The organism is Armatimonas rosea, from assembly GCF_014202505.1.
Classification (GTDB): domain Bacteria; phylum Armatimonadota; class Armatimonadia; order Armatimonadales; family Armatimonadaceae; genus Armatimonas; species Armatimonas rosea.
This window is the reverse complement of sequence record NZ_JACHGW010000002.1, coordinates 166,996-191,975: the sequence shown is the minus strand read 5'-3', so window position 1 is coordinate 191,975 and position 24,980 is coordinate 166,996. Positions and strand designations below refer to the sequence as shown.

Sequence of the window (24,980 nt, the reverse complement as noted above, 5' to 3'; positions counted from 1 at the left end):
AAATCGAAAACGCTTAATACGCACCGCGGCCTGCCAGCACCGCTGGGATCGTCTTGAGGAGGATCTTCACATCGAGCCAGAAGGTCCAGTTCTCGATGTACCAGGCATCCAGCTCGACCTGCTTGGGAAAGGGGACATCGCCGCGGCCCTCGATCTGCCAGAGGCAGGTCAGGCCCGGAACCGATGCCAGGCGACGGCGGTCCTCTTCGGTGTAGCGGGCGACCTCCTTGGGCAGGGCAGGGCGCGGCCCCACCAGGCTCATCTCGCCCTTAAAGACACAGAGAAACTGCGGGAGCTCGTCGATGGAGAACCGGCGCATGAAGCGGCCCACGGGCGTGATGCGCGGGTCGTTCTTCATCTTGAAGGTCACCCCCTCGGCGCCGTGCTGGTTCTGTGCCTCGATCTGGGCGCGGATCGCCTCGGCATTGACCACCATGCTACGGAACTTCGGGAAGCGAAAGACCGCCCCCTCCAGCCCCACCCGGTCCTGCCAGAAAAAGACCGGGCCGCGGTCGTAGAAGTGGATCAGCGCCGCCAGCACCAGGAAGAAAGGCATCAGTAAGAAGATCACCAGCCCTGAGACAACGACATCCACCAGCCGCTTGAGCCGATGCTCTACCGACCGAATGGGGGTGCTACGTGCCTGTAAAACCATGCTCATTTTCGTCTCTCCGCCACCGTGCGCAGCACGGCAAGTGTCTCCTCGGCAGAGCGCCGCCAGGAGAATCCCAGGGAGCGCTCTCGCCCTGCCTGTGCCAGCGCCTCGCGCCGTGCAGGGTCTTCCATCAGCTGGATCATGCTACAGGCGATCGCGTTGCTATCGAGGGGATCAAAGAGCAGCGCCGTATCGCCCGCCACCTCCGGGAGAGAGGCGACATTGGAGCAGGCCACGGGAATCCCCGCCTGCATCGCCTCCAGGACCGGGAGCCCAAAGCCCTCCCACAGCGACGGAAAGATTACCGCATCGGCACCGGCGTAGAGCGGGGGCAGGTCCACATCGGGCAGGAAGCCAGTGAAGTGGATCTCTTTTGCGAAGGGGGACGCCTCCGCCGCTTGGTGTACCACCTCGGCGCCGTTCCAGTCGCTGCCCGCCAGGAGGAGCTGGTGCGGGAGCTGGGTCTCGGCCTTGAAGCGGGTGAAGGCCTCGATCAGCCGTACGTGGTTCTTGCCCGGGTGCTCGATCCGCGAGACATAGAGCAGGTAGGGCTTCCCCGCCACATAGCGCTGGATCACCGGCATACACACACTTCGCGAGAGGGGCCGGAAGCGAGAGTCGGCGCCCGCGGGGATGACATGGATGCGCTCCGCAGGCACCTGGGCGTAGCGGACAATATCGCTCTTGCTACACTCGCTCAGGGTCACCACACGGGTCAGGCGCCGTGCGAGGGCGGGTAGGACCTTGGTGATGTAGGTGTGGTGCGCACGATCGTACTTGCCGGGGACATGCTTGATCGAGAAGTCAAAGACCGTCCCGACAGTCGGGCAGGGAGAGCTCCAGGGCAAGCGCCGGTTTCCTGCGGGAAGAAAGAGCGCATCCCAGCGGTTCTTCGCGGCCAAGAGCGGGAGCGTGCTCTGGTGCCAGAGGAGATTTCGACTGGCCGCCTTCAGGTCGTTGGAGACAAGAATGGTCTCCAGGTGTAGCCCCGCGGGAACAAAGATCTCGGCTTCATCCGCGTGGCAGACCACCTGGAACTCCACATCCAGCCCCTCCCGCTGCATCCGGGAGTACTCCGCAACCATCGCCATGACGTAGCGGCTGATCCCGGATTTTCCGCCGTCTGCGCCCAGGGTTGTGATTCCAATTTTAAGCTTCTTCATGAGATAAATTCCTGCTTATACCCTACTAACGTTCCACACTTTTCCGGGGTTTTGAGGTGCACTCGCTGTAGATTTTTACCAGTCTTGCGGTAATTTTTTCCCAGTCGTAGAGCTCAAAGGCGAGGGTGCGCGTGTGCTCGATCAGCGCCTGGCGTGGCTCGGGGCAGAGGCTTGTGTAGCGCCCGATTGCCTGCACCAGCCCCGCTTGCTCGTCGCTGGGGAACAGAAATCCGGTCTTGCCCTCCTCGATCAGATACGGCACGCCCCCCACCGCGCTGGCGACCACGGGCAGCCCCGCCGCCCAGGCCTCGATCAGCACAATGCCAAAGGGCTCGTGGCGCGATGTCAGCAAAAAGAGGTCCGCGGCGTGGTAGGCATCGGGAAGCTCCGCGGGCGGCAGGCCAGGGATGAGGGTGAGACGCCCCTCCACACCCAGCCGCCTTGCCTCGCTCAGGAGCTCCTCGCGGTAGGCTGGCGTGGTCACCGCCCCGATCAGGAGCAAGTGGGTCTTGGGGTTGAGGGTGAGCAGCTCGGGCAGGGCACGAACCGCTAAAAGCTGGTTTTTCTGGGCATCGATCCGCGCGACACTGAGCAAGAGAAACGCATCGGAGGGGATCCCCTGCTGGGCACGGAACGCGGGGCCATCGCCCTGGGAGAAGCGCTGCGTATCGACTCCGTTGGGGAGCCACTCGACCCGCTGGTTGGGGTAGCGCTGCTGGGTTGCCTTGCGCTCGTTCTCCCCCACGCAAAGAATCGCCGCGGCTTCATCGAGCACCCGGTTGGAGCCCACCCACCAGCCCAGTGCCTTTCCCCACTCCAGCGCTCCCTTGGTCGGCTCGGTCCAGGTCGCGGCCTCGTCTTGTGGGACATCGAAGGCACCGCCATGGAGCGAGACCACGTAGGGAATCCCCCGCGCCTGTGCCACCTGCCGCGCGATCCCCCCGAGGCGCTTCATGGTGTGGAGATGGATCAGGTCCAGTTCGGGGAGCCGCAGGAGCGCCTGTCGCAGCGGAAACGAGAAGAGATTGCCTCCCTTCTTGTCCATCGCCTCGCGCGCGCCGGGCTTGAGCCCAATGTAGGGATAGAAGTAGGGGAAGCGCTCGATCTCGACGCCCTCTAGGACCTCGTGGTTGCTGCTGGCGAGCGCATTGGGGCAGAAGATCGCGGTGGTGCAGCCGTGGGCAGGGAGGCGGCGTGCCGTCTCCAAGACCACGGTCTCGGTGCCGCCCCACTCATGGCGGACAAAACGACGAGGAACCTGAATCACGTGCATTCTTCGAGGCTAGCCTTTCCCCCGGATGGACTCGTGGCGTGCAAGAACAACCTGCTGACCGTGCTTGACATCGCGGCTTCCCTCCGCCTGCCGGCGTGCCCCGTGCTGTCGCCCGACATAGTAGGCCCACTGGCAGACCGCGCGGCGTGGGAGCACCCAGGCCAGCCCACTGGCATCATGGGCACGGAGCATCACAGGAATATCCCGCACGATATCCATCACCGCACGTCCCACGAGCTTGGGGATGGTGTCGCCGCCGCCGTAGATAAAGGAGTCCGCCTCCCCCTCGATAAAGCGCCGCCCGTAGAGCTGCTTGAGCGTGTAGTTGTGGGAGTGCATGGCGACGGCATCGGGGACATAGGCGATCTTCCAGCCGCGCTCGCGTGCCCGGACACCCCAGTGCGAGTCCTCGGAGCCCCAGGCATCGGTGTAGAAGGCCTGCTGCTCCCAGGCGCTCCGGCGCATCCCGGCCACGGGCAGCGAGAGCGTGATCCAAGGGGGTGCCTCCCCTTTCTCGGGAAAGCTCTGCTCGTAGTCCCGGCGCACCCAGGTATCGGCCTCGGGGCGGACGACCTGACGCCCAAAGGCCGCCATCACCGCGGGATCATCGAAGGCCGCCACCAAGTTCCCCAGCGACTCCGGGGTGGCAAGGACGCAGTCGGCATTGACAAAGAGGACCACCGGGGTATCGGTCTGGGAGATTGCCTGATTCAGGACGGTTCCGGGGATATAGTCCTCAGGCGCGACCTCGATCAGGCGGTGGGGGTACTGCTCCACGGTCTGCAGCGTCGAGTCCGTCGAGCCCGAGTCCACCACAAGGAGCTCGAAGTCCTGGTAGGTCTGCGAAAAGAGTGCCGCCAGCATACGATCGATCACCCACGCGTTGTTCTTGCAGCGGAGAACCACCGTGGTTTTGGGCCTATTTTCGTTCATAGCCTTTCAGCATATTGAGCTACCATTAAAGCCCCGTTAATCGGTATACTGCTCTTCTAAAGGCTACGCATGCACCCCTCAGACACTCTCTCCCAGCTCGCCCACTCTGGCCAGCGCTTCTTGGAGGTCTTCTCCCACGGCTCGCTCTCGGTTGAGGTCTACAAGCCCACTGGCGTGGACTTGCAGACCCCGCACACGCGCGACGAGGTCTATGTGGTGATCGCGGGCACGGGCTTTTTTGTGAACGGCGAGACCCGCGAGCCCTTTGGCCCCGGCACGTTCCTCTTTGTCCCCGCCGGTGTTGTGCACCGCTTCGAGGACTTCACCGACGACTTTGCGACCTGGGTCTTCTTCTACGGCCCCGAGGGCGGCGAGGCGCAGGACGCGCCTCCCGCCTGAGGTGCCCCTAGTTCTCGAAGCTCAGCGACGTTCCCCACGGCCCCAGTTGCTTCATGACCTTCTTCTCCCCCGACTTATCGAGCATGTCAAAGAGGAAGAGAAAGGGTGCCTCCCCTGGTTTCTTGGGGGCATCGACCGCGGGGATCGAGAGGCGCATGGTCCCCACACGCTCCAGGTTCTTGAGAAAGGTATCCGGCACCGTCCCCTTTTGGATGCCTTCGAGCAGCTCGGTGTTGTGCTGGTAGGCAGCCGTGAGGAACTTCTGCCGTGCATCGAGGCCCAGTGCGCCAAACGAGAGCCCCTTCTCACTCTGGACGCTCGTCCGCATGGAAGTGGTCAGGCTATCGTAGAAGCGCCACGTGGGACGAAGATTGCTGCTGCTGACCCAGTCCCACTCTTCCAGGCCATAGAGAGCCTTCGCTCCCTCCCCCATCGTGCGTGCATCCAGCTGGTTATCGGTGAGGCGCGCGATCTCACGGAGCTCATCGGGAGAGAGCCGTCCGTTTTTCTTGCGTAGCGCGGCCCACTTTTCCAGCAAGTGCCCCGGCACCTCCTTGAGGCGCATGTTGAAGAAGTCGGTCGAGCGGAAGGTCAGCCAGCCGTCTTGCTCGTCCCAGCGCAGGTGGAGTGGGTCGCAGGCGTGGGCTAAAACGTCAAAGAGCGATGCCTTCTCCGTACGGTAGGGCACCAGCCGGGTGAAGTAGTCCCCGATCACGTCCTTGCCCGTGGCCTTGTGGATCGCCTCCAGCACATCGGCAGAGGTCCAAGACTCCTGCGGCTCAACATGGCCGTCTTTCTGTATCTGCCGGGGCTGGTGCTGGCCCTCGAGCGTGGTGGGTTTCTGGAAGGCGGGCTTGTTTTTCTTGGCGGCATTGGCCTCCGCGTTCTTGGGCGAGCTCGCACTGGGGCTCACGCCCGTGGCCAGCGGCACGCCGCTCATCGCAGAGCCTCCTCCATCGACAAAACCGGTGTGGGCAAGGAGTGAGACCTGCCCCAGCTCATCGTGCTGTAGAGAGAGCATCATGACCGGCTTAGCCCCCATCTCAGCGGGCGACTTGCCTCCCTTGGGCTCATCGCTCTTATTCTTAGTGCGCTGGGAGTTGATGGTCAGCGCCCCATCAGAAAAGATATAGGCATGCCCGGTGAGCGAGTTGATCGTGTTCTCCGCAAGCCCCTTGGGGATCTCGCGGCCCTGGGGGCCATAGAAGAGGTTCTTTCCCGCCTGCAGTGCCGCTTGGTCATCGGCCTCCAGCCCCGCGTAGAGCCGCGCCGGTCCCCAGCCGATCCCCCCCATGAGCTCCAGACGATCCTTTTCTTTTCCTTGTGCACTCTCTGCTGCGACACGTGCCTGCTCGGGGGAGAGCGCGAAGTACTTCTTGAGAGACTCCAGCTCACGGTCGAGGGCCAGGAGTGCCTCATTTTTATCTTTATTGCGAAGCTCTTCTTCGAGGAACTGGTTGCGAAGCGGCTGCTTGAGGCGGTAGACAAACTCCGGCTCCGCTCCCGTGCGCTCCCAGACAAAGCCAAAGTGCTGGGTGACCTGCCGCATGAGCTCCCGCAGGGGCTTGTCTTTGCAAAACACGGTCAGCTTGTCATCGGCGACCGAGCGGGTGGCGGAGATACTGATGCCGGTCTCCTTGGCGATAGCATCGAGCAGTTCGCCAAACGAGACCGCCTTCTTCGCCAGTGTCACGCGCTTCTGGAGCCGTGCATCGGAGATGGCTTTCTCGTCCTGGTAGGCCCGGAGCGCGGCGCTATTGGCGGTGCTGTCGCCTGCGGCAAGCTGCGGCAGCGGCACCTCGACAAAGCTATCCGCGCCCTTGACCTCGGGGAGCTGGAGGCGGAGCGCCTCGGCATCGCTACGCACAAACGCCGCGACCTTATGGGTGTAGACATCAAAGCCCTCGGCATTGAGGTAGGTGAGGTCATCCCCCAAACTCACAGCCTCAGATTTTTCCGTCACCACAGGTGATTTTTTAGATGCGACCTCTATTTTTTTGAAGGCGACGAGTGATTTTTTTGTTCCGATGTCTGATTTTTCAGGAGCATCGTCTGATTTTCCCTGGGCGACATCCGTTTTTTTTGTTCCAACATCTGTTTTCTTAGTGTCGATGCCTGATTTTACAAGAGCGACGTCTGATTTTTTGATGTCATTAGGCTGTTTTTGGGGAACGACACTCCAAAGAGCGGCTCCTGCGAGCACCGTGCCGCCCGCGAGGACAAGCCAGCGACGCGCAGGGACGATCCGGCGCGGGGTCTGCTGCTGCTCTTGCTTGAACTGTGTCAGCGCGGCGCGCAGGGTCGTGGTGTCGGCGGGCTCGCGCTCGCGGAGGGCGGCCTCTAGCTCGCCGAGAATCTCGTCTTTACGGCTCATATCTTTGCCTCTTCGTCTGCTTTTTTCTGTGCCCATTTTTCCAGCGCGGTACGTGCCCGGAAGAGCTCGACCTTCACCCGCGCCACGCTCCAGCCCTGCGCCTGCCCAATCTCCTCAAGTGTCCAGCCCTCCGCCTTCAACAGAAGTGCGACACGACGGGGGGCGGAGAGGGTTGCCAGTGCCTCGGAGAGAAGCGCTTGGCGGACAACGGTGCGCTCGGGGGAGGGAGCAGTGGGTGGGTTGCTGTCGTCTAAGGGGAGCTCATGGGGAGAGGTCCTCTGGCGTGCACTGCACACATGGACCGCGATCTTCACCAGCCAGGTCTTGAGACTCGCCTCGCCCCGAAAGCTCTCCAAGCCACGCAAGGCACGCAAGAACGTCTCCTGGACCGCGTCTTCCGCGTCTTCCCGCCGCCCCAGCATACCCCGACAGACCGCGCGTAGGGTTGGCTCATGCGGCAGTAGAAGCTGCTCAATCGCGTGGGTATCTCCCGCTCGTGCCAATGCAAGAAGCGAGGGGTTGGGTGGGGCGGCCACTTGCCGCGTCTCTGCCATGACCATGGGATTCTCCTGTTATCATAGAGTAGACGGGCCTACAAAAAGAATACAGCACCAGAAAAGAATTTCTGTTGGAGGAATTTGTGTCGCAAAGCCGCCTACACGAAGCTCATGCAGCTCCCACAGATGACATGCACCGAAAACACCCTCATGTTCTCAAGGAGGCGTGCTGTCACGTCCACGAGAGTGTCCACACTGCCACCAAGCACAGGGGCTCCGGTGCCGATAGGAAGGAAGCACCGATGCCCTTGGATAATCCCAAAAACTCGAAGTAGTTATTTTATGACTGTTGTTGAGAGACGTGAATTACTGTATTCCCAACCCATTTAATCATTTGTCCACCAATGAGCGATATTACAATTTCACCATCGTTGTCGCTAATCACTTGCCAACCAGGCGTGTTAAAATTCATGGAGTCAAGTTCCCTTATAATTAGGTCATATATTTCATTAGATTGCAACATGGCAGTATTCTTACTACAGGGTATTAATTCTAAAACAGAAACTGTCGCTGTTGATTTCAAATCTCCAGTCCCCTTTTTCCCATCTGAAACGTTCTCATATAGTGCTCTTTCAATTTCTGGCAATTTATTTTGAGACTGAAATAAGAATTGGTAATTTAGCATCTTACAACCCCCTATTTCCGTCAGAGGAATATCAAAACGGACTTTGTTTTTAAGTTTAAACTCTAACCTTTCCATAAACTCTTCAAAGTCCTCAACGGGTATAACACCTCTGTTACCTTTCAAAACAAGAGTATGTTTCAGGTATTCAGCCAACTTAAACTTTTTTCGAGGTTTATCTTCAGCATTATTAACATCTCCATTCAGAGTTTTCAAAAGGACTTTTGGACTCAGCGCAAGACGAGCAGCCTCATCGAATAATTTAAGTGATTTATTTTCGTGTGAAATCTCAAAATGGACATAAGCTAGATTAGTACTTGTTATCGTAGTTAAAATTTCTTCTGTTGTTACTGAATCCTTATTTATAACATCTATAACAGTGGGGCAAAGTATCCGTATCGTATTAGTCCCATATTCACCTTGAATATGTAACATATCTGATTGTGATTTAAACACAGGAAAAGTATGATCAAATACTCCTTGACCAGTAACCCGATTTCTATGCAAATGACTATCTTTTCCATATAGATAAGGATAGAAGGAAGAAATATCACCGTACATAAAAATAATATCTACAGGATTTTTAATGTTAAACAAATACACATCATCCACATCAATTAGTCGTGATGATGTCTCACCATCGGTTCTTTCCTTGTCTTTTTTATTTTCGATTATTTCCTTGATTTTTTTCCGAACAAGTGTGCGTAGATATTCTTTATCATCGTCTGAAATTCTTACCGCATTATTACCTTCTCCTTTTCCCTGTATAAAATCTAAAACCAATAGATACACAGCCTCAGTTATTTCTGTTGCTGATGCACGTAATAAATCAGACTTAAACAAGTCATTTACATCAATACATGGATGTGCATCATCATGATTTATTTCTTGATTTCTCCTTTGCACTGCCCATTTCAACAAAACCGACTCACAAAGATCATTCATATCAATATATGGCTTTAATTTATCTTCTGGTCTTTGCAGTATACTCGATATAGTCGAAACAATGTCTTTATCAATACGTATAGAATGAACCCAGACCAAATCGTCATCGGAAATATCAATTAAAGTATCCATAAACATAGCATAAACCTTATGACCTTGCATTAAAACTTGTCTTTTGAACTTTACTAGAGCTCTGCAAGACTATAACACGTTTTTTGTCCCTGGAGCAACCCCCATTCGGGTACATTTTTATGACGTGTTAAAAATTCATGTAATTTTTTCTTGCTTGAATCTGCATTCCTCGACCCGAGCTCAGCGTGACTACGGGCAGCATATTCATAACAAAGATATGATCTCTTTATATCTTTATCATGCTCAAAACACTCACCCATTAAATTAGCGATCTTTGCAGATATGAATTTATTACCCGAACTTAAAATACTATCTATAACACTATTAATATAACTACCAACCACTCTAAAATGACCGTTCTCTATCAAAATACTAGCGTACTCAATCATCATTGTAAGATCTTTCATATCACCTAATTTTTCCTGCATTTCTTTTTTTGCAAATTTAATCAACTCATCCTTTTTACCATTTTTATAATCTATCATCATCTCAAAGTAACCTATATTAACAAAATCATTATCGACTATTTTATATTTTTCAAGATATATACAAGCCCCTTCAGTTCTTCCTAAGAATATATATTGGTCAATTAGTTGCACCAGCGCCCATTTTTGGGCCTCAGTATCCTGAAGCCTCTCTGCGAGTTCAAGCCAGCGATCCCAGTAGAGGGCAGCTGCATCTTCTTTGCCCTGACGACGAAGCAAGGCACCACGCAAGCTACAAAATCGCATTAATGCTCGCTCGTCTTCTATATGGCCATCTACAGAATCCATCAAGCGCTCAAAGTCTCGCCAGTGTTCGCCTTCAAAGAGCTTTCCCCCCAACATATGAAGCCAGGAGTAGAGTAGGTCATAGCGCTTTGCTTTTTCGGCCCAGTCCATGCCACGACGCAGGTTGTCTAGGTCTTTGCTCAAGAGCCTCTGCATTGGGCCAACACCTTGCTCTTTGAAGCAGACCTGAACCCGCTGGGCCATCTCTTCCACCGACTGGGCGTGCTGGGCTTTTGTCTCCTCTAGCTCTCCACTCTTTGCCAGTAGCTCTTCGGCGTACTCGCGGATGACGACCAGCATGTCGTAGCGAGGGGTTTCGGTTTCGTCGAAGGCGACGGTGATGAGGGAGTGGCTGTGGAGCTCGTCGAGGGCGTTTAGGACTTCCATGTCGCAGCCTTGGCAGACGGTCTCGGCGGCCTCTAGGCTCCAGCCACCGCGAAAGACCGAGAGGCGGGCGAAGATACGCTTGAGCTCGGGCGAGAGGAGATGGATCGACCAGTCCAGCGCGGCGCGGAGGCTACGGTGGCGCTCGTTGCTGGCGTGGCGGCGGTTGACCAGAAAGCGCAGGTGGCTGGCGAGCTGGTCGCGCATCTGCATGGGGCCAAGAACCACGCTGCGCGCCGCGGCGAGCTCGATGGCAAGCGGCAGACCTTGTAGCAAGGCGACAATCTCCTCAACAAGGGGGAGGGCAGAGGGATTCTGGGCAAAGTCGGGGCGGGCGCGACGGGCACGGTCGAGAAAGAGCGCCACACTCGGAGCGTGGGGCAGCGGCTCCAGCGGTAGCTCTTGCTCTCCGGCGATCCCCAGGCGGCGGCGGCTGGTCACCAGGCAGCGCAGGGCGGGGACATCCTTGAGGAGCCGGGCGACCAGCGGGGCGCCATGGGTGACGATCTGCTCGAAGTTGTCTAGGATCAGCAGGGGGGCTGTTTTTTGACGGAGAGCGTAGACCACTTGATCGCGGGGAGGGGCATCGCCCTTGGGGAGGGCGAGAGCAGCATGGATCGCCTCGAAGAAGCCGCTCTTGGCATCACTCACCTCGGCGAGAGGCACAAAAATAGCTCCCTCACCTGTGGGGGCGGGGGGAGACAGTGCTTGTTTCGAGAGGCGCGTCTTGCCCATCCCGCCGGGGCCGGTGATGGTGAGGAGTCTGCCGCGCCACTCACGCACCTCTAGGATCTTCTCCTCACGGCCGTAGTAGCCATCGCCGCCGAGGGCGGGTGCGCCCGCAGTCGTGGGGGCGGGCGGAGCGGCTAGATCGGGGAAGCGACTGACCAGCTCATGGCGCAAGGCGCGGGCTTCGTCGGCGCGCCCCACCGCCTCCAGGTCCAGCACCAGGCGCGTCAGCACATCGCAATAGACCACCTTAAGCCGCTCGCGCTCCCGAATGGTCCAGTCGTCGTAGCGGCTGGGGAGGAGGTCATCTTTGTAGAGGGCGGCGGCTGCCTCAAGAGCGGGGAGGCGCTGCTCAGGGGTGGCACGGGCGGCGGTAAGAAAGAGCTGGTCGAAGCGCGACACATCGCTGGCAATCCCAGAGCGCACTTTGACCCCGCGATTGCCGCTCTTCTCGAAGATATCCTTGCCCAGACTGGTGCCTAGCTCGGAGAGCTCGCCGCGGAGCCGTTGCAGCTGTAGTGGTCGGTCGTCTTCGTCGGGCCAGAGCAGATCGCCTAGCTCCTCACGGGGATGCATACGCTCCGGGCGTGCGGCCAGGATCGCCAAAAGGAGGCGACAGCGGTCTGTGCGGAATTTTTCAACGCTTTTTTCCGCACAGACCGCGCGTAGCTCCCCGAAGAGCTCAATGAACCATGTTGTCGCTACACTTTCCACTGCCTTAAGGTTCGGCAAGCCAGGGAAAGCTTCCTCTGTCTAGCTCCGAAACTCAAACGGGGGCACGACCCAGCCCTGGAGCAGAGCGTGCAGGAGTGTCTCGGAGCGGCTGTGTGTCTGGATCTGCTGCCCAATGCGCCGGAAGCCGCTCTTGACGGTCTCCTCCGAGACACAGAGGTAGTCTGCCAGGATCTTGTTGTTGGTGGTCCGTAGCAGCACCGCGGTCTCCAGGAGATTTTTCAGGGCGGGCGTGAGTGGGCAGCTTGTTGTGATTCGGTTCGGTTGTGTTGACATCTATTCTAAACTCCTCAGCTAACCTCGCTGCATCAGATCAGTCTCGTGCAGCGGTTGTGAGGAGTCTAGGAGGCAAGCGTAGACAAAACGTAGACACAAATAGGGGCAGAAAAAATTCCGTCTTTTATCTCAGAGTCAGCGCCGTGACCGAGCGAGCGGGCACTGTCAGGGTGAGGGCCTCTCCGGAGAGCACTGCGCCCTCGAAGGGCTGGGGCGCGACGGCGTCGGGGTTCTCTGCCGTGTTGTGCGTGTCGAACGCATCGGCCGTGAGCGTGCGGCCCGTGACCGAGGCAAACGTCCCACCAAGTGTCACCGTGAGTGGCTGCGCCTCCGAGGCATGGAGGTTACAGATCGTCACCAAGACACTGCCATCGGCGGCCTTGGAGGCGGAGGCATGGAGCGCCGGGAGGGTCTTACCGTCGAGCGTGTACTCCCCACAGGCCAGGTGCAGCGGGATGTTTTTGGCGTCCTGGTGGCTTTTGTACATCTCAAAGACATGCCAGGTCGGGGTCTTGATGAGCGTAGCACCGTCGGTGAGGAGCACGGCCTGCAGGACATTGACAGTCTGCGCCAGGTTGGCCATGTGCACGCGCTCGGCGTGGCTATGGAACAGGTGCAGGTGAATCCCCGCCACCAGCGCATCGCGGAGCGTGTTCTGCTGGTAGAGGAAGCCCGGGTTGGTGCCCGGCTCGACATCAAACCAGGTCCCCCACTCATCGACAATCAGCCCGATCTTGCGCTGGGGGTCGTAGTGGTCCATCAGGGCACCATGGCGCTCTAAAAGCTCGCCCATCTTGAACGTGCGCTGGAGCGTGTCGAACCAAGCGGCCTCGCCAAAGCCCGTGGCCGGGCCTTTCTCGTTCCAGTTGGTGGTGTAGTAGTGGAGCGAGAGCCCTTGCATCATGTGGTGCGGCACATTCTTGAGCAAGGTCTCGGTCCAGCGGTAGTCGTCCACATTGGCACCACAGGCGATTTTATAGAGCCGGTTGCTCCCGTAGTTGCGGCAGTAGGTGGCGTAGCGACGGTACTGGTCGGCGTAGTACTCGGGGCGCATGTTGCCACCACAGCCCCAGCTCTCGTTGCCGACTCCCCAGTACTTGACCCCCCACGGCGTCTCACGGCCATTGGCGCGGCGCTCGTCGGCGCGGGGCGAGATACCGTCGAAGTTGACATACTCCACCCACTCGGCCAGCTCCTGCACCGTGCCACTGCCCACATTGCCGCAGATGTAGGGCTCGGTACCGAGGCGCTCACAGAGCTCTAGAAACTCGTGGGTGCCAAAGTGGTTGTTCTCGGTAACCCCGCCCCAGTGGGTGTTGATCATGGTCGGGCGGCTCTCACGGGGACCAATCCCATCGCGCCAGTGGTACTCATCGGCGAAGCAGCCACCGGGCCAGCGCAGGTTGGGAATCTGAATCTCTTTAAGCGCCTCGATCACATCCTCACGGAGGGTATCGTCGGCACTCCAGAAGCCGCCGTAGATACAGCGGCCCAGGTGCTCAGAGAAGTGGCCGTAGATATGGCGCGAGATCGTCGTTTTGGCTTCGTCGGGGTGGAGAGAGAGCGTGTTCATGGCGAGGATTATACCCAGCTTTATTTTTTTTGCAGGAGCTCCTCTTGCTCACGGAGCTGCGCCGCCTCGCTGGTGAGGCCAACACTATCTAGTGCGGTGGCGAGAGCCTTGAGCTGCTCGCTGATGCGCCCTACCGTCTCCTCGGGAGTGATCGTCAGCTCCCCCAGCTGCGGCTCCCCAAGGGGCTTTTTCGCGCGATCCCGTGGCACCACGCTCCAGCGGTAGGTCTCGCCCCGCTTCAGGGCCGCTGCCACTCGCCACTCGGGCTTGCGTAGCTCGGTCGTGGTGATGGGCTTTCCCACCGAGTCGGTCAGCACTGCGCTGTAGGAACTCGCTCGGGGCACGGGGGCCCAGTGGAGCTGCGGGTGGACGCTCAGGGAGGCAAGCGTAAGGCTCTTTGGAGCGAGCACGGGCTCCGCCACGACCCCAAGCCCCGTGGTGCTCTTTCGGCTTGGGCGCGGAGGGAGGAGCACGGGCAAGGGCAAGGGAGTGGCCGTGATTCGGATCGGAGGCACGGGCTTGGGAGGAAGCGTGGGCTTGGGAGCGAGGCGGAGCGCCTGCACTTGCTTCTCCAGCTGCGCGACCTTCCCTCGCTCCTGGGCGAGCTGGAGCTCGTAGGCCGCCTGGAACCGCGCCAGCTCGGGCGCGGGCGCGGCATCGGTGCGCGGGGCTGGTGTCGCGGCTCTTGGTGGGGTTGGCGCAGGGGTAGAGCGGGAAGAGGTCAGCCGGTAGACCGCTCCCAGCCCTAGTGCATTGAGCGCAAGAAAGGCAAGGGGCACCCAAGCCAGCCGCCTTGGCGCAGCCTTGGCCTGGTGGCGGAGCGACGAGGCAGGGGCGGGGGAGGTCCCTAGCTCCGCAGTCTCAGCGAGGCGGAGGACAGGGGTAGTGCGCTCCGGCTCCTCGGTCAGGGTCAGCTCAGGGGGCGTTGCAGGGTCGGGGAGGGCGGTGATCACCAGCTCGGGTGTCGGGGCACTGGGCTGGCGCTCCGCGAAGTGACGTAGCGCTTGGAGATCGTCCCGACACCGCGTACAGGCCGCCAGGTGTGCCTCCACACGGCTCCGCTCCCGCAGGGTCACCCTCTCCTCCACGGCCGCGATCAGCAGCTCCGCAGGAAGATGAACCGAGCCCCCGAAAAGGCTCTGGTAGAGGTCCTCGGTCGCCTGAAACGGTGTCATAGCCCCTCCCCTCCCCAGAGGCTCAGGTGCCCAGCCAGCTTGAGCCGCGCAGCCTGACGGAGCGGGCGCACCGCCTCGGGAGTGAGCTTGAGCAGCTCCGCCAGCCGGGTATCGTCGCAAGGGAGCTCACGCAGGAGCACGGGAAACGACCGCGCCCCGATCTCCATCGCCTGTGCCAGCTCCGCCTCGGTCGCGATCCCCTGCTCCAGGAGAAATGGCACCAGGCTCTCTCCGGTCTGGCTCTCGGCTCCCAACAAGAGCACCACCCGCTGGCGCACCGGCAGGAGCAGGAGCGCTTCCCAGGCCTGCCGAAGCAGATAGAGTGTCTCCAGTTTTTCCGAGAGGGCGGCTCCGGTGGGCTCCCGCTCGGCCTCCACAGCGGGCACGACAGGCTCCGGGTACAGGGCCGCGACCACCAAGACCAGTGCCTGCACCGGAACCAGGTGGCCTATCTCGCGCAGGAGGCGCTCCAGCAAGACCACCAGCGACTCGGACTCGGTCAGGTCCAAGCCTTGGAGTAGCGATGCCCCCATAGAGGCGGGAGCGGCAAGCCAGCGCTGCCAGCGGGTGCTCGTGGTTGCGCGACGTGCCCCTTGTCCCCCGGTGAGTAGGGTTCCCGTGGTGGATTTCTCCAGCAAGAAGCAGTCCGCGCGGTTACGGAGCAGGTAGAGAACCTGGTGGAGGAGCCGCCTAAACCCCGCCTGTTGCTCCGTGCGCTGCTGCACCACCGCCTCCAGAGCCACCCACTCGGTCAGGGTCGTGAGGTCGGGCAGGGGGAGGCTTTTCTCGCGGAGGGCGCTGAGCTGCTGGTAGAGCAGAGCTTGCGCGGCATCGTTGGTTTGGGGATTGTCACAGCTCTGGCGCTGGAGAGTGCCCTGAAGCTGTGGGTGCAGAAAGGTGCGGGAGAGCTGCTCCAGCTGCCGCCGGGCCACCTTACCCTCTTTTTCCCCGACAAACTGTGCCCCTAGCCGCTGCAGCTTCCCGCGTTTCGGATCCCAAAAGCCAAACATCGTGACCATTATACACCTGCTACCCCAAAGTGGTTAGAGCAAGGTGGTCGCGGTCTCTTTCACGGCGCGCAGGGTCGCGACCAGCTTTCCCAGTGCCTCGCCGCCGTCTTCGGGCCGCCACGCCGGGACATGGACAAAGGCCACGGGGAAGGGAAGCTGGGCATGGAGCGCACGGTACGAGAGGTGGTTGCACAAAAACGCCCCCGCCGAGAGGCTGACCTGAACCGGCAGAGGTGTCTTTTTCTCCAGCGCCTCGGCGACCTTGGCGACATTGAGGCTGGCAAAGTAGGCATCGGGGCCACCGGGGACAATGGCCTCGTCACGGGGGCGCGCCCCGAGGTTGTCGGGGAGGCGGTAGTCGTCCCAGTTGATCGCCACTTTCTCCAGGCGCACGGTCTGTGGCTCGCGGCCCGCCTCGCCCAGCATCAGCCAGAGCCTCGGGGGCTCGGGGAGGGCTGCTAGCGTGGTCTGGGCCACGCGCCACGCGAGCCCGCGCACCACGGGCAAGACCGCCACTGTAATCTCGGGATCGAGGGCCGCCCAGCAGAGAGCCGCCTCCCGCGAGCCATTCACACTCGCCTTACCAAAGGGATCAAACGCCGTCACAAAGATCATAGACTCTCCCCGCGCAGGAGCCGCGCCAGCCCCAGCAAGCCACGGGGGGAGCCCACAGCCGCCGGGCCAGAGAGTGCTGTCCTGGCATCGTCGTAGAGAGCTTTACGCTCGGGCGGGGGCAGATGTGACAGCAGGGGCAGCCACTCGGCGACTGCGGCGGGGCGGTGGGTGTTGCTCTTGCCCGGCGCGCCCGAGACTAGATCGGCCCAGGTGCTCTCATCGCGGCGCACCGCCCGTAGCCAGGTGTGGGCAAAGGCCAGCATGTCTCGCTTATCAAAGACTAGTTTTTTCTCGCAACAGAGCGCAGCAAACGCCACATTCAGCCCCGCATGGGAGATATCCTCGCTCCGCTTGGGCTCGTCGTCGGTCTCTTTGGGCCAGTAGCCCCAGTCGTAGCGGTCCGGCTCGGGACGGCGGAGGCGGTTCTTAAAAAAACGGGCGAGCTTGGCGGCGCGCTCGGGCTGGAGCGTGACCAGGACACTGCCCAGAGCGTTCTGCTGGTTGAGCGGCAGGAGCTTCTCGAGGTAGGGATCGTAGAAGTAGCCCTCGTCCTTGCCGGGACCGTCGTGCCAGTAGCTCTCCGTGTCGGCGAGGGATTCGCAGATCGCCTTGGTGTGCAGCCCGAGCCGCGCGGGGCCTTGCAGGAGCATCCCGGTGTGGGCGATCCAGACATGCCACTGGCCCTTGGAGTACTTCTCTGCCCCCCAACCCGCCAGCGGCCTCTTTGCAAAGGCATCGACCTTCCCCACCCGGTCGTCGCGAAGGGCCAGCACCCGCTCGAAGCGTGCGCTCAGCCGGTCTTTGTAGCGCTGGTCTCCCGTCGCGAGATATGTCTCGGCGAGGGCACTCAGAAAGTAGCTCTCGCCCCAGGCAAGATTGCCCCCTCGGTTGTCGGTGAGGGGGCGCTTCTCGTAGGCATCGAGCCCGGCATCGAGCTCCCCCCTAGCCCCCGCCGGGTACCCTCTGGGTGGGGGGGAAGGGGGCCTACTTACTTGCCCATCGCTTTGACGTTGACGAGGCACCGCTCGATCCCTTCGAGCGCGGGCAGGGCGCTGTCTTCGTACTCGACGATGTACCACTCGGTGTTGCCGTTGGTCTCGCACTCGGTGAAGATCGCGGCAAAGGGCACATCGCCGTCGCCCACCGGCGGGGCGTAGGAGTCGTTGGCGATATCGTAGTCCTTGAGGTGGATGGTCAAGGCGCGGCCGGGGTAGCGGGTGAGAAAGTCCAGGGCATTGGCCGACGAGCCCCCGTGGAGAGCGTTGCCGGTGTCGAACTGCATGACGATCTCTTTGTTGGTGTTGCCAAAGAAGGTGTCCCAGGGAAGCTCGCCGCCCTCCCCAAAGGGCTTGAACTCGGTGTGGTGGTTGTGGTAGCCCGTCACCATGCCGTGCGGGGCCAGCTTCGCGCTGATCTCATTGAAGACCTTCGCGGTCTCGAGCCACGCCTCGGTGGAGCTGGTCCACTTCGATGCCAGGCCGGGGACGATCAGAAACTTATTGCCGAGGGTCTGGTGAAAGGCCACGGATGCCTCGAAGTTCTCTCCCAGGAGCGTGTCGATCCCGACATGCGCCCCGGCGCACTTCAGGCCGTTCTCATCGAGGAGCGCCTTGAGTGTCGCCGCATCGTTGCCGTACCAGCCGGCAAACTCGACCCCTTCGTAGCCCATCGCCTTGATCTTCGCCAGCGTCCCCGCCAGGTCTTTCTCGCACTCGTGGCGCACCGAGTAGAGCTGCACTGCAATTGGAATTCTTGTCATGGGAGCAGGTTCCACGAAGGGCGCTGGATTTCCTGCCGTGAGACCGCTCCGTGGGATCGCCCCCGTTGTAGGGGGGCGTCTTGCTGTCGTCGCAGGCTCCGACACGAAGGCCTCCGGCCATAACCGAGTTTACTCGGGGATTATGGGCGAAGCCCTTTGTGTCCGAGGCACGAGGACTGTAAGACCGGGTACCCTCCGGGTGCCTCCAACGGGGGCGATCTAAAGTCTATTTCTTCCAAGCCAGCACTTGCTTTGCCTGCTTCAGCGCTTGCTCCAGCAGGCCGTAGGGAAGCTGCTGGACACTGGGGTAGCCGTTCTCGATGGTGAGCCAGGCGGCGAGGGCGGCAGACTGGCCTAGGATCATGAAGACCGGCTCCATGCGGATCGAGCCGTAGGCGATGTGGCTCGACGCGAGGCAGACGGGAACAAAGAGGTTCTTGCACTCGTGCTCGCGGGGGACGATGGCACGGTAGGAGATGGCGTAGGGCGGCGTGCTGACCTGGACATCGCCCTCGTTCTTCACAAAGCCATCGACCACCACGCGGTTACAGTTGTGGGAGTCCATGTTGTAGCTCCCCAGCCCCACCGAGTCCTCAACCTTGAGCTTGCCCTTACAGTGGTGCTCGGTCATGACCGTGTCGGTGACCATGCGGCGGGCCTCGCGGATGTAGAGCTGGCGCGACCAGCCGCCCGCCTCGACAAACTCATCGCGGCAGAGCCCCCACTCACTCCAGCGCTCGCGCAGCTCCGCAGGGACCGTGGGCTCGTTGCCCATGTACCACATCAGGCCCTGCTGGTAGCGAACATGCGCCTGGAAGATCGCCTCGCGCTCGGCGTAGTGCGCCTCGGGGTACTTGTGGTTGGCCCCGATAAAGTCAGTCGAGAAGCCGCCGTGGTTGTTTTTGTCGAACTTGCCCTTTTGTAGGGGGTCGAACTTATTGAAGAACTCATTGGCTCCCGCCTTGATGTAGCGCGCCAGCAGCTCGTAGTCGCGGGGGTCGTAGCCCTCGGGCTTGGGGTAGGCGAGCTTGTTGGCGGGGGTCTTGGTCAGGCAGAGACGGAAACAATAGGCCTGGACACTCTTGTCGCCGCTGCCGGGCGCAAGCGGCCGGGGCTGGATTCCGGGGAGCAGGCCGCTCTTGGGGTCGTCCTCCACGACATAGGGAGAGACGGGCTTGAGGAACTGGTGCTTGTCGCGGATCTGGTAGCCATTGAGGGTCTCGCTGTAGGTCTTGTTGCTCTCGCGCCCAACCGTGTAGCTCACCCCCGCTTTGGCCATGAGATCGCCCTCGTAGGTCGCGTCGATAAAGACCGCCGCCTCGACGGTTAGCCCTTCTTCGGTAGTCAGAGAGACAAGCCGTCCGCGGCTCTTCTTGACGGCGGCCAGAAACTGCCCCGTGTAGGGCACTACACGCACCTCGGCGAGGAGCTCGGTGAGCACCTCCTCAGCGACATGTGGCTCGAAGTTCCACTCCTCAGCCTTGCCGTACTTGGCCCCGATCCGGGAGTAGACCTCGCGGGCAAGGCCGCCGATTGCCTCCTTGCGCCCGGTATCAGTGAAGGAGAGGCCGCCCGTGGTGAGCCCCCCGACATGCCGCTCCGGTGCGATGAGAAGAACGTGTAGGCCGAGGCGTGCTGCCTGCACGGCTGCGATCACACCACTAGCCGTGCCACCGTAGACACACAGATCGGCGTGGCGCGTGTGGGGCTTTTGCGTGCCGGTCGGGGGTTTCCAATAGAAAAGGGACGTCATGTCAGCCATAACGTCCCTAGTGTACCTAAGAAAGGCAACAATGCGCCTCTTTAGATTAGATCTCGATCTATCTCTACACTCGCTTACAAACGCGACAGAGCTTGCTGAGATAGATTTCGTACCAGCCCCGTCCCTCGTTTAACGAGAGAGTCAAAGATGATTTTGGCTTCTTTCCCCTTACCCCTACGTTCTAGAGCATAGCCTTGATAGAACTGAGGTACTAGGGACTTAGAATTAAAACGGCTTGCTTTTTCGAACTCCTCTACGTCTTTCATAGCCTCCCGAAGATCGGCATCCATATAGTTGTTCAATCCAATCGCGATATGGATATTAGCAAGCAAATCTTGTATCGGAGGAACCTTAGGACTTGCAAACTCTTCTGTGAGAATAAATTTCTTCCCGATATTTCCTTTCATCTCTTCTTTCATCAGAGTATAGCCTCGTTTGTAGGCTTTAAGGGCTTCGTCATTATTGCCCATCTCAGAGTTTACCAGAGCAAATTCCATCCATGGGAGAGATTGTTGACGTAGCGAATTAATCCCTGGCGTAGGCTCTGTCAGTAGTTTCTTGAAGATCTCCAGAGCGTCCGTATAGTTCATCCCTCCTGTCTATAGTGCAGGATAGGACAGACCAATTACAGGTATCTTACAAAATAGTTTACAAAAATCTTATCAATTTTACAAAAAAATACTCTGCGGTCATGGGCTGACCGCAGAGTATTTTAGAGACTATACTACTGACGCTAGAACGCGCCAGGTAGCACTACTGCATTGTCCGGGCAGGTCACAGCACCGGCGGCATTGACACTACAGCCGTTCTTGCTGTCCTTGAAGGTCTGCTCCGTGCTGGTCAGGCGCCCATTGGCGACCCCCCAGACCACATCGGCACCGTAGTCTTTGAACTTGACCGCAGTCTTCTTGCGGAACTTGGCATGGCCATCGCAGAAGAGCTGGTTGCCGCCCTCGCTGTGCATCTCCATGTAGTAAGGGTGGTTGAACTGCACAAACATCTCACGTCCACTGGTCACCGTGCTGTAGCAGGGGCGTACCTGGGAGCCGCGGCTCTTGAAGCGGTACTCATCGGCGAAGATGATGTCCGCGGGGGCATCGATCGCGGCAAGCGCTTTCGACGAGACGATGCCATTGAGCTTGTAGGAGCCGTTGCCCCCGTTGGGATTGGTGGTCTCACGGAAGCCATTATTGGCACCTGCCGGTCCGCTAGAGCGTGGTTGGGAGTCTGGGCAGATGTAGATCTGGAGGTTCTTGACGTAGGGCTGGATATCTCGGTTCCAGTTGCGTAGCACCAGTCCGGTTGAGGTGGGGCCTGTCTCTGGGGTCATGAAGCCCAGCGGGTTTCGCACCGGCGGAATGTTTCCATCGGTCGTGCCTGCATCGCCAGCTGTGTTGTGCGGAGTTCCCCCCGCGACATTGCGCCCATCATGGTTGCCCGCCAGGGTCTCATCGTAGTCCTGGGCGTACATCATCAGCCCAATCCCAATCTGCTTCATGTTCGACAGACAGCTTGTCTGGCGGGCCTTGGCGCGCGCTTGGGCAAAAACCGGGAAGAGAATGGCGGCAAGAATCGCGATAATGGCGATCACCACCAAGAGTTCGATGAGAGTAAAACCACGTCGATTATTCATCAGAGAGCAGCCTCCAAAAAAAGATGAGGCATTGTATAACGAATTCACCGTCTCGTCAACCGGTTTATATGGTCTTACTCACCTTGACTCTCAGGCTCGTACGACAATGCCATCGTAGGCGACTGCGATCCCATGCGGGAGGAAGGCCTCGACCAGCTCCTCGTGCATCAGGCCGCCGTTGTGGGAGAAGTGCGTGGCGATCAGCTTTGTCGCCGCCGTGGCCGCGCCGCACTCACGGAGTGTCTGCGCCATCTGGATCACGCCATCGACTCCCATGTGGCCTCGGTTGCTGCTCTTGGCCCCGCCGTAGGTGCAGTCAAAAACCGCGATATCCAGCGGCGAGCCCCCGGCCAGCGCCACGAGAGTCGCCTCGGGGTAGAGGCCGGAGTCGTGGCCGTAGAAGAGCGACTTGCCGTCGTTGCGGGTGATGCGCAGCACAAACGCCCCCGGCGCATGATCGGCGGGAAGGGGCAGGATCAGGTCTCCCATCGGGGTGGTCACGGGCACCAGCGCCTCCAGCGGGGGCCGAAAGTCCAGATTGGCCTTGGCGGGCTCGGGGAAGACCTGCGCGAGCATCTGCATCACCTGGGCATTGCCAAAGACCGCGATGGGCTGCGCGGGAGGCGTATTGGTAAAGGGCCCCGATGCCCACTCCAGCTCCGTGGGGACGATATGGTCGGAGTGCTGGTGGGTAAAGACAATCGCCCGGACATCGGCCAGGTCCCGGCCCGTGCGCAGCATCTGCATCACGGTGTCGGCGGAGAAGTCAATCTTGAGGTCGCTATCGAGCAGCGCCCCCGAGCGCGCGCGGAGATTGGGTCCCCCACGGCGACGGGCCTCTTGGCAGGCGGGGCAGCGACAAAACGGAGCGGGCCAGCCCTCAGCGGCGGCGGTCCCGAAGATCGTCAGTTCCATAGCCGTTATTGTACGATACAATTCTACGAACTACGGGGGCGAAGGGGGTCTGGTGGCCTTCCCAGTCTTCAAAACTGTGCGCGAGGCGATGATGTCGTCTTGGGTGGGTTCGATTCCCACACGCTCCCGCCAACTCTTCGGCCATGCAGTACGCCTACCAGACACCCGGCCCTCAGGGGACACTGCTCCTCTCACGCCCTGAGCTCACCTGGCCGATTCGCCCCCAGGACGATGCTAAGATCGTGAAGATCGAGCTCCGTCTCAATGGGGAGCCGCTCGCCGCACGCTACGAAAACGGGGCGGTCCGGGCCACGCCGGCCACTCCCTTGGCTCCTGGGAGCTACACCGCGGAGTGCCGCGTGCGCTTTGCGCCCACCCAAGACGATGCCAGGGTCTCGTGGCGGTTTACGGTCGCCCCCGATGCCACTCCCAGCCCGCCGCCGCCCACCGCCTGGGCACGCGAGGCGCTCCAGGCCGCCAACCAGCTCCGTGCGGGCCTCGGGCTTGCGCCCCTCCAGCTCGACTCGCGGCTCTGTGGCGCGGCACAGGCACACGCTAGCTACCTCCATAAAAACAATGTCATCGGGCACGGCGAGGTCCCCGGCAAGCCCGGCTTTACCGGTGATAACCCTCTGGCACGCGCCCAGGTCTTTGGCTACCTGGCCAGCCTCGCGGAGGACGTGAGCTTCGCCGATGGCTCCCCGGAGAAGATTGTGCGTGGGCTCTTTGCCGCGCCCTACCACCGCCTGCCCTTCCTGCGCCCCGGCAGCTTGGTCTTTGGAGCGGGCAATACCGGGCGCTCGTCGGGGTTGCTCTTTGGCGGCGATGGCGTGGGGGGAACCACGGTCAGCCCCTACGACGGCGAGACGGGTGTCCCGACCACCTGGCGCAACGATGAGTCGCCCAACCCGACCCGGTTCTGGCCGCAAGCGCCGCGGGTGGTGGGCTACCCGATTGTCCTGGCGCACTACGCCGGCCCCAACACCGTCCTGAATGTCGAGCGCGCCAGCCTCAAGACCAGCGCCGGCGCCGAGGTGCCCTGCCTGCTCAACACCCCCGCCCGCGACACCGAGCTCCACTACGCCTGCCTCCTGATCCCGCAAGCGCCGCTCAAGCCCAACACGACCTATCTGGTGGAGGTGGTCGCCCGCGAGGTCACCCGCCGCTGGCGCTTCACGACCACGGGCAGCCCCAACGACGCCGACTTTGGCCCGCTGGACCTGCACCCCGACGATCTCAAGCTCCTCGGGACGGTCGTCACAGCAGAGCGCGGCAAGGGTGTCCTCCAGCTACGAGTCACCCGCGCGCAGGGCTACGCCGCCCCGGAGAAAGAGCTCACCAAGCCTCTGACGGTCACCCTGCGCCTCACCCCCAGCACCCGCTTCGTCTCCGAGAGCAACCGCAGCGGCACGGTCACCCTCACCCCCGGCCTCCCTCTCGCCGTCATCGTCCCCAACGGCCCTCTAGACCGCCCTCTCAACGCCCGCAGCGTGATCTTGCTACGCTAACCTCAGTGGAGAGGGATCAGATAATAATCGCCTTGTGGGACATGAACCAGTACGTTTTTTCCATCCGGCGAGAGGGAGTAGATTCCAAAAGCAATCTCTTGCTCCTCGGTAATTGCCTCACGTACCACACAGCGCGGCCTCTCCCCTTTCGCCGAGAGCACCCAGAGCTCCTGGTAGGCAACGGGCAGCTTGCGATGCAGGAGCTCCTCCCAGGTCCCACGCTCCGGTATATTGGCCGCCGCGACCCGCAGGCTCACCACGGCTCGGTTATCATGGCTGACCAGAAATGTCTCGACCTCCGCTTTCTCCCGATCTGCGGGTAGTGCAAACGAAAGCTCCTCACAGGAGTCAGTCTGTTGCGGATCACAGAGGGCGACCGTCAAGCGTCGCTGCCTATCGACGAGTAGCCGACCATCGACCTGAAAGGTAATGGGGAGCGAGGCTACGAAGGCATTGTGATCCCGCGTCCGCTCCACCCGTGGGGGAATGCTTTCGTCCAGTGCGTAAAACGTTCGTCCGTACTCGGGGCGCTTCTCCGACTCCCAGTAAAAGAGAAAGCCCTGGCTATCCGGTTGCCAGAGCATACGAAGATCACTTTTATCGTCGAGCGAAGCCACCTGGCGTCGTCCCGAGCCATCAGGGTGCATCAAAACCAAGTGGCGCTGGACGGATTTTTTCGGCTTTTGCTCAATCTGCTCCACAAACGTCAGCCACTTGCCATCCGGCGATGTCGCAAAAGAGCCGGTGTAGCGCCTGTAGTTGCCAGAGCTCTCGTATTTTTTCCAGGCGACTTGCTGCTCGGTGCCGCGCTCCAACTGGAGGAGGCGAAGCGTATCTCTCTGAACCACCAGGAGCTCTTGTGGGGAGGGCCAGAGAAACTGCTCAATCTGGGAGCTATGTAGAGTAAATGGCACACGACGACCAACGGTGGCTAGGTGCGGGGGCGTGGACTGCCCGATCACGACGGCTGTAGTGGCGGCGACGAAGCCCAAGGCGGCGAGGGTCAGCTTTGTCTTGGTGCGCATAGAAGATTGTATCGTTTCCTGGGGGAAAGGTCTGGTACACTAGGGGGACGAATTTTCCTCG

At 60.3% G+C, this 24,980-nt stretch carries 22 protein-coding genes and 1 tRNA gene; 3 read left to right on the top strand and 20 right to left on the bottom strand.

From position 1 onward, the window contains the following. Positions 1–13: 13 nt before the first annotated feature. From HNQ39_RS08765 to HNQ39_RS08750, 4 genes are read right to left on the bottom strand one after another with little or no spacing between them, the layout of a single operon-like run. Positions 14–661, bottom strand: a complete 648-nt coding sequence (locus HNQ39_RS08765) for a sugar transferase (RefSeq protein ID WP_246385428.1) — start codon at positions 659–661, stop codon at positions 14–16. Further along, positions 658–1,818 carry a glycosyltransferase family 4 protein gene (locus tag HNQ39_RS08760; protein ID WP_184194073.1) on the bottom strand — a complete coding sequence of 387 codons (1,161 nt, stop codon included), beginning with the start codon at positions 1,816–1,818 and terminating at the stop codon, positions 658–660. The genes HNQ39_RS08765 and HNQ39_RS08760 overlap by 4 nt, the downstream gene beginning before the upstream one ends. Before the next feature lie 25 nt (positions 1,819–1,843). Beyond that, positions 1,844–3,091, bottom strand: a complete 1,248-nt coding sequence (locus HNQ39_RS08755; protein ID WP_184194070.1) for a glycosyltransferase family 4 protein — start codon at positions 3,089–3,091, stop codon at positions 1,844–1,846. 9 nt (positions 3,092–3,100) lie between these two features. Then, complete coding sequence (locus HNQ39_RS08750) at positions 3,101–4,024, bottom strand: glycosyltransferase family 2 protein (protein ID WP_184194067.1); 924 nt, start codon at positions 4,022–4,024, stop codon at positions 3,101–3,103. Positions 4,025–4,093: 69 nt separating this feature from the next. Between HNQ39_RS08750 and HNQ39_RS08745 the strand changes: the two genes are divergently transcribed. After that, positions 4,094–4,423 carry a cupin domain-containing protein gene (locus HNQ39_RS08745; RefSeq protein ID WP_184194064.1) on the top strand — a complete coding sequence of 110 codons (330 nt, stop codon included), beginning with the start codon at positions 4,094–4,096 and terminating at the stop codon, positions 4,421–4,423. A 7-nt stretch (positions 4,424–4,430) separates the two neighbouring features. On the opposite strand, the gene HNQ39_RS08740 is transcribed toward HNQ39_RS08745, so the two are convergent. The 15 genes from HNQ39_RS08740 to HNQ39_RS08670 all read right to left on the bottom strand — a co-directional run bounded on the left by HNQ39_RS08740 (position 4,431) and on the right by HNQ39_RS08670 (position 22,386). Beyond that, on the bottom strand, positions 4,431–6,797 hold the full coding sequence (locus HNQ39_RS08740) for a hypothetical protein (protein ID WP_184194062.1): 2,367 nt from the start codon (positions 6,795–6,797) through the stop codon (positions 4,431–4,433). Continuing rightward, entirely contained in the window at positions 6,794–7,351 is a 558-nt protein-coding gene (locus HNQ39_RS08735) for an RNA polymerase sigma factor (protein ID WP_184194059.1), read from the bottom strand. Before HNQ39_RS08735 ends, HNQ39_RS08740 begins: the two co-directional genes overlap by 4 nt. A gap of 283 nt (positions 7,352–7,634) precedes the next feature. Then, a complete protein-coding gene (locus tag HNQ39_RS08730; protein WP_184194056.1) occupies positions 7,635–9,053 on the bottom strand; it encodes a hypothetical protein in 1,419 nt (472 codons plus the stop codon). A 53-nt stretch (positions 9,054–9,106) separates the two neighbouring features. Next, the gene (locus HNQ39_RS08725) at positions 9,107–11,650 is read right to left on the bottom strand and encodes an ATP-binding protein (RefSeq protein ID WP_184194053.1); all 2,544 of its coding nucleotides are present in this window, start codon (positions 11,648–11,650) and stop codon (positions 9,107–9,109) included. Positions 11,651–11,689: 39 nt separating this feature from the next. Next, positions 11,690–11,944, bottom strand: a complete 255-nt coding sequence (locus tag HNQ39_RS08720; RefSeq protein ID WP_184194050.1) for a helix-turn-helix domain-containing protein — start codon at positions 11,942–11,944, stop codon at positions 11,690–11,692. 124 nt (positions 11,945–12,068) lie between these two features. Next, a complete protein-coding gene (locus HNQ39_RS08715) occupies positions 12,069–13,517 on the bottom strand; it encodes an alpha-N-arabinofuranosidase (protein ID WP_184194048.1) in 1,449 nt (482 codons plus the stop codon). Between the two features lie 20 nt (positions 13,518–13,537). Beyond that, on the bottom strand, positions 13,538–14,692 hold the full coding sequence (locus tag HNQ39_RS08710) for a zf-HC2 domain-containing protein (protein WP_184194045.1): 1,155 nt from the start codon (positions 14,690–14,692) through the stop codon (positions 13,538–13,540). Further along, positions 14,689–15,702, bottom strand: a complete 1,014-nt coding sequence (locus HNQ39_RS08705; protein ID WP_184194041.1) for a hypothetical protein — start codon at positions 15,700–15,702, stop codon at positions 14,689–14,691. The genes HNQ39_RS08710 and HNQ39_RS08705 overlap by 4 nt, the downstream gene beginning before the upstream one ends. Before the next feature lie 33 nt (positions 15,703–15,735). Next, the gene (locus tag HNQ39_RS08700; protein WP_184194038.1) at positions 15,736–16,317 is read right to left on the bottom strand and encodes a pyroglutamyl-peptidase I; all 582 of its coding nucleotides are present in this window, start codon (positions 16,315–16,317) and stop codon (positions 15,736–15,738) included. Then, positions 16,314–17,339, bottom strand: coding sequence for a hypothetical protein (locus HNQ39_RS08695; protein ID WP_184194035.1), 1,026 nt, complete (start codon positions 17,337–17,339; stop codon positions 16,314–16,316). The genes HNQ39_RS08700 and HNQ39_RS08695 overlap by 4 nt, the downstream gene beginning before the upstream one ends. After that, a complete protein-coding gene (locus HNQ39_RS08690) occupies positions 17,306–18,076 on the bottom strand; it encodes a sugar phosphate isomerase/epimerase family protein (RefSeq protein ID WP_184194032.1) in 771 nt (256 codons plus the stop codon). The genes HNQ39_RS08695 and HNQ39_RS08690 overlap by 34 nt, the downstream gene beginning before the upstream one ends. A gap of 226 nt (positions 18,077–18,302) precedes the next feature. Further along, positions 18,303–19,838 (bottom strand): FAD-dependent oxidoreductase, encoded by a 1,536-nt coding sequence (locus HNQ39_RS08685; RefSeq protein ID WP_184194029.1) that lies wholly within the window; start codon positions 19,836–19,838, stop codon positions 18,303–18,305. A gap of 74 nt (positions 19,839–19,912) precedes the next feature. Continuing rightward, on the bottom strand, positions 19,913–20,428 hold the full coding sequence (locus HNQ39_RS08680) for a tetratricopeptide repeat protein (protein ID WP_184194027.1): 516 nt from the start codon (positions 20,426–20,428) through the stop codon (positions 19,913–19,915). Positions 20,429–20,571: 143 nt separating this feature from the next. Beyond that, a complete protein-coding gene (locus HNQ39_RS08675) occupies positions 20,572–21,471 on the bottom strand; it encodes a type II secretion system protein (RefSeq protein WP_184194024.1) in 900 nt (299 codons plus the stop codon). A gap of 90 nt (positions 21,472–21,561) precedes the next feature. Continuing rightward, positions 21,562–22,386, bottom strand: coding sequence for an MBL fold metallo-hydrolase (locus HNQ39_RS08670; RefSeq protein WP_184194021.1), 825 nt, complete (start codon positions 22,384–22,386; stop codon positions 21,562–21,564). Between the two features lie 34 nt (positions 22,387–22,420). Here HNQ39_RS08670 and HNQ39_RS08665 point away from each other — a divergent pair. Together HNQ39_RS08665 and HNQ39_RS08660 are read left to right on the top strand one after the other, a co-directional pair. Continuing rightward, positions 22,421–22,518 (top strand) — tRNA-Sec (locus HNQ39_RS08665). Positions 22,519–22,529: 11 nt separating this feature from the next. After that, complete coding sequence (locus HNQ39_RS08660; protein WP_184194018.1) at positions 22,530–23,894, top strand: CAP domain-containing protein; 1,365 nt, start codon at positions 22,530–22,532, stop codon at positions 23,892–23,894. A gap of 2 nt (positions 23,895–23,896) precedes the next feature. Here the strand turns inward: HNQ39_RS08660 and HNQ39_RS08655 are convergent, their stop codons facing one another. Next, complete coding sequence (locus tag HNQ39_RS08655) at positions 23,897–24,919, bottom strand: hypothetical protein (protein ID WP_184194014.1); 1,023 nt, start codon at positions 24,917–24,919, stop codon at positions 23,897–23,899. Between the last annotated feature and the right edge of the window lie 61 nt (positions 24,920–24,980).